General features: G+C 66.4%; 10 protein-coding genes. 3 read left to right on the forward strand and 7 right to left on the reverse strand.

Going from position 1 to position 12,220, the window contains the following annotated elements; all coding sequences use genetic code 11:
• Positions 1-125: 125 nt before the first annotated feature.
• The gene (locus C8J40_RS18310; protein WP_243693485.1) at positions 126-3,137 is read left to right on the forward strand and encodes a sensor histidine kinase; all 3,012 of its coding nucleotides are present in this window, start codon (positions 126-128) and stop codon (positions 3,135-3,137) included.
• Between the two features lie 46 nt (positions 3,138-3,183).
• Here the strand turns inward: C8J40_RS18310 and C8J40_RS18315 are convergent, their stop codons facing one another.
• On the reverse strand, positions 3,184-4,026 hold the full coding sequence (locus C8J40_RS18315) for an alpha/beta hydrolase (RefSeq protein ID WP_165911506.1): 843 nt from the start codon (positions 4,024-4,026) through the stop codon (positions 3,184-3,186).
• Between the two features lie 169 nt (positions 4,027-4,195).
• A complete protein-coding gene (locus tag C8J40_RS18320; protein ID WP_132898236.1) occupies positions 4,196-4,978 on the reverse strand; it encodes an alpha/beta hydrolase in 783 nt (260 codons plus the stop codon).
• A 186-nt stretch (positions 4,979-5,164) separates the two neighbouring features.
• Between C8J40_RS18320 and C8J40_RS18325 the strand changes: the two genes are divergently transcribed.
• Positions 5,165-5,761 carry a TMEM175 family protein gene (locus C8J40_RS18325; protein WP_243693486.1) on the forward strand — a complete coding sequence of 199 codons (597 nt, stop codon included), beginning with the start codon at positions 5,165-5,167 and terminating at the stop codon, positions 5,759-5,761.
• Between the two features lie 9 nt (positions 5,762-5,770).
• On the opposite strand, the gene C8J40_RS20970 is transcribed toward C8J40_RS18325, so the two are convergent.
• Both C8J40_RS20970 and C8J40_RS20975 read right to left on the reverse strand, forming a co-directional pair.
• Positions 5,771-6,319: a LysR substrate-binding domain-containing protein gene (locus tag C8J40_RS20970; protein WP_347812486.1), complete on the reverse strand. Its 549-nt coding sequence runs from the start codon at positions 6,317-6,319 to the stop codon at positions 5,771-5,773.
• Between the two features lie 6 nt (positions 6,320-6,325).
• Positions 6,326-6,682, reverse strand: coding sequence for a LysR family transcriptional regulator (locus tag C8J40_RS20975; RefSeq protein WP_347812485.1), 357 nt, complete (start codon positions 6,680-6,682; stop codon positions 6,326-6,328).
• A 113-nt stretch (positions 6,683-6,795) separates the two neighbouring features.
• On the opposite strand from C8J40_RS20975, the gene C8J40_RS18335 reads away from it, so the two are divergent.
• Positions 6,796-7,572, forward strand: a complete 777-nt coding sequence (locus C8J40_RS18335) for an SDR family oxidoreductase (protein ID WP_132898237.1) — start codon at positions 6,796-6,798, stop codon at positions 7,570-7,572.
• Between the two features lie 140 nt (positions 7,573-7,712).
• On the opposite strand, the gene C8J40_RS18340 is transcribed toward C8J40_RS18335, so the two are convergent.
• From C8J40_RS18340 to C8J40_RS18350, 3 genes are read right to left on the reverse strand one after another with little or no spacing between them, the layout of a single operon-like run.
• Positions 7,713-9,260: a GMC family oxidoreductase gene (locus tag C8J40_RS18340; RefSeq protein ID WP_243693487.1), complete on the reverse strand. Its 1,548-nt coding sequence runs from the start codon at positions 9,258-9,260 to the stop codon at positions 7,713-7,715.
• Positions 9,257-10,600: an alpha/beta hydrolase gene (locus C8J40_RS18345; protein WP_207901268.1), complete on the reverse strand. Its 1,344-nt coding sequence runs from the start codon at positions 10,598-10,600 to the stop codon at positions 9,257-9,259. Before C8J40_RS18345 ends, C8J40_RS18340 begins: the two co-directional genes overlap by 4 nt.
• Positions 10,585-12,096 (reverse strand): FAD-dependent oxidoreductase, encoded by a 1,512-nt coding sequence (locus C8J40_RS18350; protein WP_132898238.1) that lies wholly within the window; start codon positions 12,094-12,096, stop codon positions 10,585-10,587. The genes C8J40_RS18345 and C8J40_RS18350 overlap by 16 nt, the downstream gene beginning before the upstream one ends.
• Positions 12,097-12,220 lie beyond the last annotated feature (124 nt).

The following is a 12,220-nucleotide window of genomic DNA, read 5'->3' on the forward strand; positions in this document are numbered from 1 at the left end:
CGTGACATTTGCGCCCACGCGTCCCGGCCAGTAGCACGGCCAAATATCGTATGACCTGACGCAAGGCGATCCGGCCTTGCATTTGTTCGTTCCGCGAGCGCAACGTCGATCATCATCAGCTCTGCTTGGGTATCGTCCGCTTGATCGCGCAAAACAGCTTTCTACGCTTCGAGCGCGGCAGAGCGCTTGTCCGCGACCTGTCGCGCGTCCTGTTCGGTATCCTGTGCTGCTTCCTGAGTGTCAGCAGCGCGTCCGCACGCGATCCGGCACGGAGTATCGCTCAGATGCGCCATTCGCGCTGGACGCTAGGCGATGGTGCCCCGGGCAACATCCGCGCGATCGTTCAGGGACGCGATGGCTATCTGTGGCTCGGGACCGCAACGGGGCTCTATCGGTTCGACGGCGTGGTCTTCGAACGCTTCGTGCCCGTCGATCAGGATCGCTATCGCTCGCCGCAGGTCACCGCACTGCTTGCCGCGCGCAACGGCGACATCTGGGTAGGGTACGACTTTGGCGGCATCTCCGTCGTTCGCGGCGGCGTGTTGAAGGATGCGAACCCCTGGGCACCGAACGGCGGCGTGAACAGCATCGTCGAGGGGCAGGACGGCGCAATCTGGGTTGCGGGCGATTCGATGGGGAAGCTGGTTCTCAGTCGGCTGTTGGCGGGCAAATGGACGGCGTTCGGCGCCGGGCGCGGTGTCCCCGACAGCGAGACGGGCGATATCCTGAGTACGCCGGGAGGCATCTACCTGTCGCTCATGCCGCGGATGCTTCGCCTCAAACCGGGGAGCAATCGCTTCGAGGAGACCGGCATTGCGATCAAGGGGCCGACTTCGCTCGCGCAGGACCGGAACGGGGTGGTTTGGCGGCGCACCGGGACGCAGATCATGCCGATCGATCGCACCGCGCGCGCGTATCGGACCGGCACGGCCACCACGCCCTATGTCGTCGAGCGCATGATATTCGACCATGACGGCAATCTTTGGATCGCAGGTCAGGATTCGGGGTTGGGCCGACTGTCCGCGGCGGCGTTTCAACCCCCTTCGGCATCCGACCGGATCGAGTTGTTCACCGAGAAACAGGGCCTGACCGCCGCCTTGACGATGGCGCTTCTGGACGATCGCGAGGGCAATATCTGGGTCGGGACGGAATCGGGGCTCGACCGGTTCTCGCCTAGCAACATCGCTCAGCCTGCGCAGACCGAGGCGATCGTATCCGGCTTCGTTGGCAGCGTGTCCTCGCGCAATCTGTTCGTCGCCGGCCTCTCGGGCGTTTACCGCATCGGCCGATCCGGGGTCCCCGCACTCGTCTTTGCGCAACCCGACATCGGCGTGTTGTGTGGCGACGATCGCCGACTGCTTGTCATCGGCATGTCAGGCAAATACCTGCTCGATCTCAATCCCGCGGGTAGTGTCGCCAAGGTGACGCCGGTTCTCGGGCCGCTGTCGATCACCTGCACGATGGATGACGCGGGCGCCTTCTGGGCCGGCTTCGAACAGCTGTACCGCCTGGTCGGACGCCGGTTGCAGCCGGTCGCCAAGCCAGGCGGTACTCCCGCCGGATCGATCCACCGCGTACGGTCGGATGGGGCGGGGGGCGTCCTGTTCGGACGGATCGGGCAAGGGGTGTCCCGCCTGCACGACGGTATCGAAACGCTGCTGTGGCGCAGCAAGGATCAGGTGACCGGCAGGACCGCGACCTGGGTGCCGACCGATCGCGGACTGGTCATCGTCGGTGATCAGGGGCTCGCACGGTATGACGGAAAGCGTCTCCAGTCGCTACGCGACCGGAGCTATCCGTTTCTCGCCGGACTGACCGGACTGCTCCAGACGGCGGACGGATCGACCTGGACGATCGGCGCGGACGGTATCGTCCGGATGCCAACGTCGGCTGTGGAGGCCGCGTTCGCGGACCCGGGGATTCCGATCCCGTACGAGCGGTTCGGGTATCAGGAAGATTTCCGCGCGCGCTCGAACATGGTCGAGGCGAACGATGTCGCGCAGGATGCCGCGGGGCGGTTGTGGTTCGCGACCAACAAGGGGCTGGCGATGATCGACCCACGGCATCTGTCGCGAAACCGGTTGCCGCCGACCGTGCAGATCCGTTCGCTCGATGCCGGTGGCGCGGCGCAACCCCCCGGCGATCAGGCGATCGCATTTCCCGCCGGTACCGATCATGTCCGGATCGCCTACACCGCGCTCAGCCTCACCAACGCGACCGCCAACCGCTTCCGCTACCGGATCGAGGGGATCGATCGCGACTGGATCGACGCCGGCACCACGCGCGACGCGCTGTATACCAACCTCGGTCCCGGCACATACCGGTTCCAGGTCATCGCCGCCAACAACGACGGCGTCTGGAACCGCGAGGGCGCCACGCTGGCGTTCACGATCGCGCCGCGGTTCTACCAGACATATGCGTTCATGGCGGTGTGCATCGTGGGTGCGCTGATCCTGATCTGGCTGCTCTATCGCCGCCGCGTCCGCGGGATCGCCGACCGTACGCGTGGCCGCTTCGAGGTCCAGCTGGCGGAGCGCGAACGGATCGCCCGCGAACTCCACGATACGTTGCTGCAAGGCTTCCAGGGGCTGATGCTGCGCTTTCAGTCGGTGGTCGAACTGCTGCCACCCGGCGACCGTGCGCGCACCAGCCTCGAAACCGCGCTGGAGAGCGCCGATGACGTGCTGCTCGACGGCCGCGACCGGGTTCGGTCGCTACGCGAGACGATGGAGCCGGTCGCTTTGCCCGCGTTGCTCGCCGCGATCGCCGAGGATGTCGTGCCGTTGCCGCTTACCTGGAACTTAGCGGTGGAGGGCACCCAGTACCCGGTCTGCGCGCCCGTCGCGGACGAGATCGCGCAGATCGTCCGCGAAGCGCTCGCCAACGCGGTGCGGCATGCGGGTGCGAACCGGCTGGTCGTCGTGATCCGCTCAACCTCCGACAAGCTCGTCGTCAGCGTGTCGGACGACGGTATCGGCCTTCCGCCCGACGTCCGCGAGGCGGGGCATCGACCCGGCCATTATGGCCTGATCGGCATGCGCGAACGCGCCGTCGCGCTAGGCGGGACCCTGGCGATGCACGCCGAAACCGGCACCGAGATCAAAGTGACGATCCCGGCGCGCGTCGCCTATCGCTGAGCGAGAGAGCGACGACCGCCACCCTCTCGCCAGAGTCATCCTGCGATCACCCTTTCACAAATGCGAGCAGGTCCGGATTGATGACGTCGGCATGCGTCGTCAGCATACCGTGCGGATACCCCTTGTAGATCTTTAGCGTGGCGCTCTTCAGCAGCTTGGCCTGCAGCGCCGCCGCGTTTTCATACGGCACGATCTGGTCGTCGTCGCCCTGCAGGACGAGCGTCGGCACGGTGATCGCCTTCAGGTCCGCAGTCTGATCGGTCTCGGAGAACGCCTTGATCCCGTCGTAATGCGCGAGCGCGCCGCCCATCATGCCCTGGCGCCACCAATTGTCGACGACCCCCTGCGAGAGCATTTCGGTCGGGCGGTTGAAGCCGTAGAACGGCCCCGAGGCGAGATCGAGGTAGAATTGCGCGCGGTTGTCGGCGAGCGCCTTGCGCAGGCCATCGAACACCGACATCGGCAGGCCGCCCGGATTGCTCGCGGTCTTGAGCATCATTGGCGGCACCGCGCTGACCAGTACCATTTTGGCGACGCGACCCTGTGGCTGGCCGAACTTGGCGACATAGCGTGCGACTTCCCCGCCGCCGGTCGAGTGGCCGATATGGACCGCATTCCTGAGGTCGAGATGCTCGGCGACCGCAGAGGCATCGGCGGCGTAGTGATCCATGTCGTTGCCGGTATCGGCCTGCGACGAGCGGCCATGCCCGCGGCGATCATGCGCGACAACGCGGTAGCCCTCGGCGAGGAAGTACAGCATCTGCGTGTCCCAGTCGTCCGACGACAGCGGCCAGCCATGATGGAACACGATCGGCTGGGCGGCCTTTGGACCCCAGTCCTTGTAGAAGATGTCGACGCCGTCCTTGGTCTTGATGAATCCGCTGCTCATTCTCGGTACTCCGTCTGGGTGGGGAAGGGGGGAGGCGAATGCCGTCGCTGGCAGCAAGCTGGCCGCCGCCGCGGTGGTTGCGGCGCCGATGACGACGGCTCGCCGGGAGATTTCGCGCATCATGTCTGGCATCGGAATGTCCTGATTGTTTGCGGGTGTGACACTGACGCTATTGCGCGGCGGCGGCCTCTTCGATGAGCGCGGCGACCGCCTGCGGATTGGACGTCATCACGACATGCGAGGCGTCGGCGACGACGACCGTCTTTCTCGACCCCGCGCGCTTCGCCATGAACGCCTGTACGGGGGGCGGAATGTTCAGGTCGGCGCTGCCGTAGATGAACCAGGACGGGATCGTTTTCCACGACGGCGTCACCGCCTTCTCGTTGAGCGCGGCCTCGGCAACCGGGCGCTGCGTCGCGGCCATCAGTGCGGCCTGCGCGGCCGGCACGTCGGCGGCGAACTGGTGCGCGAACTTGTCGCGCTGGATGTAGAGATCCCTGGTCCCGTCGGGCAGCACGACCGGTGGCGCCAGCGCGGCGCCCAGCGTGGCACCGGGAAACTTGCCGGTCAGCGCGATCGCGCTCTCGCCGGTATCCGGCGCGAACGCCGCGACATAGACCAGCGCCTTGACGTTGCCCGCGTGTGCCGCCGCTTCGGTGATGACGGGCCCACCATAGGAATGCCCGACCAGCACCACCGGCGTCGTCACCGCAGTGACCACGCCCGCGACCGACGCGGCATCGCTCGCCACGCCGCGCAACGGGTTCGACGCGGCGATCACGGTATAGCCGTCCGCGCGCAGCCGCTCGATCACCCCGTTCCACGACCCGGACTCCGCGAACGCGCCGTGGACGAGCACGATCGTCGGCCGCGGCGTCTGCTGGGCGTCCGCGCTGGCCAGAGGGGCGAGCATCGTCGTGACCGTCGCAAGGCAAGCGATCCAGATTTTCATGTGCTTAGCTCCCAAAAGGCAGGCGTCCGCTCGTCAATGCGCGCCGATCCCGCACCATTATTGTCGAACCGAAACGAAATTTGCGGATAACCGACATATTCCGTCGCGGGCGACCACCGCCGCCGGGACTTCCGGAAATTGCGCGGCTACGCTTCCCCCGACAATCACCAGCGGCACGGAGCGAGTATGAGCGGACGTCGAATGGGGCCGGGGCGGCTGGAGGCGTTCACCGACGGCGTCGTCGCGATCATCATCACGATCATGGTGCTGGAACTGAAGGTCCCCGAAACCGGCGATCTCTACGGTCTGGTGGATGCCGCGCCGGTTCTGCTCGCCTATCTGCTGAGCTTCGTGAACGTCGGGCTCTACTGGAACAATCACCACCACATGTTCCACGCGGTCGATCGGATCGACGGGCGGGTGTTGTGGGCGAACCTTTTCCTGCTGTTCTGGCTCAGCCTGGTGCCGTTCGTGATCCGCTGGCTCGACGAAAGCCAGTTCGCGGCGGGTGCGACTGCCGCCTACGGGATCGTCCTCGGGCTTGCCGCGATCGGCTATACGCTGACCGAGCGCGCGATCATCGCCTGCAACGGAAAGACCTCCGCGGTCGCCCGCGCGATCGGCTCGGACTGGAAGGGCTGGGGCAGCATTGCGCTCTATACGCTGGCGGTGCCGCTGGCGTTCGTCAGCCGCTGGATCGCGATCGGGCTGTACGTATCCGTTATCGCGCTGTGGCTGATTCCGGACCGCCGTATCATCCGCGTGCTCGACGCCGCCGACTGACGCGCACGCTCAGCCGCCTGAGCCCTGTACGAACGCGCGCAGGCGCGGAACCGCGAAATCGAGGAAGGCGCGCACCCGGCGTGGCAGTTCGCGCGCGCCGACCGACAGCGCGTGGACGCTTTCGGTGTCGCCGGCGGAGGGACCGGGGAGCACTTCGACTAGGCGACCCTCAGCCAGTTCGTCGCGGACATGGAAATCGGCGAGCCGCGCCAAACCGACGCCGGCAACCGCCATGCGCCGGACCGTCTCGCCGTTGTTGGCGATCAGCGATCCCCTGACGGCGCGCTCGACGATCCGTCCCCCGTCCGCGATCGGCCACGACGTGATCGTCCGGCGGAAGTTGAAGCCCAAACAGTCGTGGTCGGCAAGATCCGCGAAATCGACCGGAACGCCGCGGCGTGCGAGATAGTCCGGCGATGCGACGATGACGCGGCGTGCGGTCCCGAGCTTGTGCGCGGTCAATGACGAGTCAGGCAGGATGCCGATCCGAAACGCGATGTCGGTCCGGTCGAGATAGAGGTCGACGATATCGTCCGACAGCGAGAGATCGACGACGATATTGGGTTAGAGCTGCCAGAATGAGGGCAGCAACGGCTCGATCGCGAGCGTACCGAACCCGACCGATGCCGTGATCCGTACCGTGCCACCGGGGCTAGCGGCGCCTTGCATCAACTGGCTGTCGAGGTCGTCCAGGTCCGCCAGCAGCATCTGGGCGCGCTCGTAATAGAGCTGCCCCTCGGCGGTCAAAGACAGTTGCCGCGTCGATCGCTCGATCAACCGCACCCCGATCCGGGCTTCGATCCGCGCGATCAGCTTGCTCACCGTCGACGGTGTCATCAGCAACGCCCGCGCAGCCTCGGAAAAGCTGCCGGTGTCCACCACTCGCAGGAAGACCTGCATCTCGCCCGCGCGGTTATCCATCGGCCACCTGTGAAATTGCTTCACGGGTAAAGCGCCAAGCTGCGCGATTATCAAGCGCGGGGAGCAGTCCTACCTGGGGTTTAACGGACACTGAACTAATCAAGGACATTCGCATGGACCTGAAACTTCGCGGCAAGAGCGCCCTCGTCACCGGATCGACCGCCGGCATCGGACTTGAGATCGCCCGCCAGCTCGCCACCGAGGGTGCAGACGTCATCATCTGCGGTCGCGACCAGGGCAAGCTAGATGCTGCCGCCGCCGACATCGGTGCAGCGCGTGCCATCCTCGCCGATGCAGCGACAGCCGAGGGCGCAGCGGCGCTCGTCGCGGCAGTGCCGGCGGTCGACATCCTTGTGAACAACCTTGGCATCTACGAATCCAAACCGTTCGCCGAGATCACCGACGACGACTGGCGTCGCTTCTTCGAGGTCAACGTGCTGTCCGGCGCGCGGCTTGCGCGTGCCTATTTTCCCGGCATGCTGGCGCGCGACTGGGGGCGGATCATCTTCATCTCGAGCGAATCCGCCGTGCTGATCCCGCCCGACATGATTCACTACGGCATGACCAAGACCGCGCAGCTCGCCATCTCGCGCGGTCTCGCGGCGCTGACGAAAGGCACCAACGTCACGGTCAATACAGTGATGCCGGGCACCACGCGCTCCGAGGGTATCGTGAGCTTCCTCAAGAGCGTGGCAAGCGATGCCTCGCAATCGGATGCCGAGATCGAACGCGAATTCTTCAGCCGGGACCGACCGACCTCGCTGATCCAGCGGATGATCGAGCCGGAAGAGGTCGCCAGCATGGTCGCCTATGTTGCAAGCCCGCTGGCTGCGGCGACCAACGGTGCCGCGTTGCGCGTTGATGGCGGGATCACGCCAACGATTGTGTAGCGAAGACCTGACCCATCGAACTTGATTCAGCGCGCATCGGAGCGGTTTCTTGTTTGCAGAATATGAACGAATGGCACAAGTTGGGCGCTGGCTAAGTAGGTGCGAACGTCCGTTTGTGGGTCCTGCCGTACTCGCCATCCTCAACCGCTCCCGAGTATCCGATCCGCGGTACGCAGGCTCAGCGCCATGATGGTCAGCGCGGGGTTGGCGGCGAGCGAGCTCGGGAAGACCGAATTGTCGCAGATCCACAGATTGTCGACCTCGAAGCTGCGACCCCACGGATCGACGACCGCGGTGTCGCCGTTCTCGCCCATCCGGCAGGTGCCGATGGTATGCGCGGCGCGGGGCAGGGTGACGATATCGTGCGCGCCCGCCGCCTGCCAGATCGCGGTCATCGTCGCGACCGCGTGATTGTCGATCGCCTGCTCGTTGGCGCCATAGCCGAACGTCACGCGCGCCTTGGGCACGCCGAACGCATCGGTCTCGTCGGCGAGCACCAGCCGGTTGTCGTCGCTCGGTAGGCATTCGCCGTTGATGCCGATGCCCGCGAGATGGAGGTATCTGTCCATCACGTCGACCAGCCCCTGGCCCCAGCGCCCGCCGCCGCGCGCGAACGATGTCGCCAACGTGACCGGCTGCACGCCGAGGCTCTGCATGAGATAGCCGCCCGCGAAGTCCGCGCCGTCGGGGCGCAGCATATCCTCGCTGATCAGCGATGAGGGATAGCCGCGGTTGCAGCGCATCTCGGCGTCGAAGCGGCCCCAGACCTGCGTCGCGACATGCGCCATGAAGTTGCGGCCGACCTGACCGCTCGCATTGCCGATACCCATATGGAGCAGCAGGCGCGGGGTCTCGACGCCGCCGGCGCTGAGCACGACCGCGGCGCACCGCTGACGGTGCTCCTGCCGGCCGTTGCGGTAGACTACCGCGACGATCCGGCCGGCGGCGTCGCGCTCGACCCCGGTCATCCGGCAGCCGGGGCGCATCTCGGCGCCGGCGGCGACCGCGAGCGGGAGATAGGTGGTATCCATCGACGCCTTCGCGCCGTTGCGGCACCCCTGATGGCAAGCGCCGCAATTGACGCAGGCCTGACGCAACCCGCCGCCTTCCTGCCGCCAGTCGCGCGAGACCAGCGCAGCGGGGGCGTCGGTCGCGGTGATGCCTACCGCGGCGCACCCCGCCGCCATCGCATCGGCGGGCGCATTGCGCTTGACCGCGGGCAGTTGATAGCGGCGGGCCGCGTCCCAGGGGTAATCGGCGGGGCCCGAAACGCCAATGAACGCCTCGACCTGTTCGATGTAGCGGATCAGCTCGGCGTGCTCGATCGGCCAGTCTTCTCCTTGGCCGGTCAGCGTCTTTAGGCGCAGATCGCGCGGATCGGGACGAGGGCAGAACGCGCCCCAGTGCAGCGTCGACCCGCCAACGCCGGTGCCGCTGTTGTTGCCGCCGAACGCCTGCGGCGTTGCGCCGTCGCTCAGCCGCTCGTCGATCCAGTAGATGTCGCTCGCCGCGAGTTCATCCGGCGTGTGCCGTTGGGGTTCGCCGTTGGGGCCGGCTTCGAGCGCGACCACCTTCAGCCCGGCCTTGGCGAGGCGGGCCAGCAACGGTGCGCCGCCGGCACCGGTGCCGATCACCACGACATCGACGACATCGGTCTCGGCATAGGCGCGCATCTGGTCAAGGTTCATCGTGCGGGCTCCCAGCCTTCGCGTTCCTCGGCGGCGGTCAGCGCATAGCCCTGCTTGCGGACGCCATCGCCACCAATGGCAAAGCCGTCATAGCCGACCCGCGCCATCGTTGCCGGATGCGCGAGCCACAACCGCACGGCGTCGGCGCGAACGTCCTCGAACCACAAGGTCATTTGCTCGAGGGTAAGCGGGGTCTTGGCGGACCAGTCGGCGGCTTCGATCGTGTGGAGCAGGGCGTCGCGGTCTTCACCAGCGAGTTTGGCGAAAGCCCCGTTCGCAAGTGTGTCGAGCGTGTCGAGCCCTGCGCGATAGGCGTCGGCGTCGACGGGAAGCGCGGCGAACCGCCAGCCATCGCCTTCGCCGCCCGCGAGTTGCGTGTCGATCCGCGCGGCGAGGTCGATCCCGTGCTGCGGGATCACGCGGTCGACGAGCGCGCGCAGGGTTTCGAGTTGCTTCGCCGACACGATCTTGGGTTGATAGTCGGGGTCGTCTGCGATCGCGCGTTCGGCCAGCGTCGCGCGGGTGCGTGCGCTCACGCGGTCGGAGGCGATCAGGCGTTCATAGTCGGCGGGGATGCTCGCTGCACCGACGGCGTGCGCGTGATCGCGGATCAGGTGGGCGACGCTGTCCGGCTGTTCGAACGGGAGAAGATGCGCGGCGCCGGCGATGCTCTGGAACCGGGCGTGGGTATAATGCGGCACGTTGAGCTTGCGCTGGTTCGCCTCGCCCAAATCGCCGTCTTCGGCGCCGGCGATGATCACGGCAGGGGTGTTGAGCGTGCCGACCTGATCCGACCAGTCCTCGCGATAGCCCTGTTCGAGCCATGCTCGCCATGCCTGGGGATTGGCGCGCTGAACGTCGGCGACGGCGGCGTCATAGACAGCAGGCGGCAGCGGGGCGGCGATGTTCTGGTCGACGAAGTCGCGGGCGTCTTCGATACCGACTGGGCCCTGCTTCACCCAGTCGATCATCGTCGTGCGGCGTTCGTCGTCGATCGGCTCGGGCGAGGGGGGCGACGCGGCCATAAGCACTACGCCGGCCAGCCCGGAGAGGCGTCCCGCCTCCGATCGCTGCGCGAGAATCGTCGCGATCTTGCCGCCCATGCTGTGGCCGACGAGCATCCATCGGTCCGCGTTTTCCGCGCGGATCTGTTCGGCGATGGTGTCGGCCATCTCCTCCACCGTGAACCCGGTCGCGTCGGACGCATCGCCGAAGCCGTTCAGGTCGAGCGGTCGGCAGTCGAACGCGCCGAGTCGCGCGATCACCGCGTCCCACGACCGGGCGCTGCCGCCCAGCGCATGCAGGAAGAACAGCGTCGGGCGCATCACGCCGCGTCCCATGCGGCCTCCTTTTTGAGCGCGATCTCGTCGTGGTTGCCGCAGGTCATCACGGCCTGCTCCTTGCCGTCCTCCTTCAGGAAGACTGCGAAGTCGCCAGCGGCCACATCGCCTTCGATGCGGCGGTCGTCGGGTTTGGCTACGTGACCAACATAATGGAGGCTGGTGTCATACTGCCCGGTCCAGAAGAACGGTGTGTCGCCATAGCCGCCGGTGACTGCGCCGAGCAGCGAGCGCGCCAGCCATTGGCCCTGCCGTTGCGCATGGACCCAGTGCTCGACGCGGATCGGGTGGCCGAGCCTTGGGTCGGCATAGCTCGCGATATCGCCGATCGCGTAGATACCGTCGGCCGAGGTCCGTAACTGCGCATCGACCGAGACGCCGCCGCCAGCGTCCTTTTCTGCGATCTTCAGCCCTGCCGCCTTGGCGAGGTCGATCCGTGGTTCGACACCGACGCCGACCACGAGCAAGTCGCCTTCGATAGCCGTGCCATCGTCGAGCATCGCGGTGTGGCCGTCGTACTGCGCGAGTTCGCAGTCGAGGTGGAAGGTCACGCCCTTCTCCTCGTGGAGCGCCTGCACGAACTTACCCACTTCCGGCCCTGCGACCTTGGCGAGCGGTACGCTGTCCCTGGCGATCACCGTCACCGAAAGCCCGGCTTGGGTAAGCGATGCGGCGGCCTCGAGCCCGATGAAGCTCGCGCCCAGCACGATCGCGCGCTTCGCGTCCTTTGCCGCGGCTTTGACTGCGTCAGCGTCGGCAAGCGTGCGCAGCACGAACACGTTATCCGCGGCCTTCACGGTGTCCGGCGTGACCGGCGTCGCGCCGGTGGCGAGGATGAGAACGTCGTAGGGTACGCGGTCTTGGTCGGCGGTGACGACAGCGTGACCTTCTACGTCGATCAACGCGACAGCAACGCCGGTCCGGACGTTCGGCGCAGGACCGCGACCCAGGCCGGGTTCGGGGAGTGCGGTATCGTCGCGCTCGGCATCGCCTGCGAGATAGTCCTTCGAAACCGCGGTCCGGTCATAGGGCGCATCGGCGTCGTCGGACAGGATCGTGACGTCGCCGCCGAGACCCGAGCGTGCGAGCATGTCGGCGCAGGCGTGCCCCGCCGCACCGCCGCCGACGATGACGACCTTGCCGATCGACCGGGTCGACGGGGTGGCCCGCGTCTGCTCCTCCTTGCCGGTAATGGTGACGACGCCGTCCTTCTCGACCACGGTGAACGTGTCGAGCGGCGCGAACGCAGGGGCGGCGACAGCCTCGCCGTCACTGAGCGAAAAGCGCGCGTGGTGCCACGGGCAGCGCACTGTCCCGTCGATCACGAGGCCGGTTTCCAGCGGTGCGCCCTGATGGGTGCATTTGCCAGCGAACGCGCAGACCTTGCCGCGATGCCGGACCAGAATAACGTCCTCGCTGCCGAATGATCCCGCGACCGGTTTGTCGTCGTGCAGGTCCGCTGCGGGCATGCCCTTGCCGAGATCGATCGTTGCCATGTTCCAAATCTCCCAAATTCCGGAGTGAACGATGCAAATCGACATCCGGTGCCGTGGAAATTCGTTCTCGGTCAGCAGCTTCGACTGCAAAAGTGCTTTGCATCAACGATTACCAAGCTCGCCA

Source organism: Sphingomonas sp. PP-CC-3A-396 (assembly GCF_004343105.1).
Taxonomy (GTDB): domain Bacteria; phylum Pseudomonadota; class Alphaproteobacteria; order Sphingomonadales; family Sphingomonadaceae; genus Sphingomonas.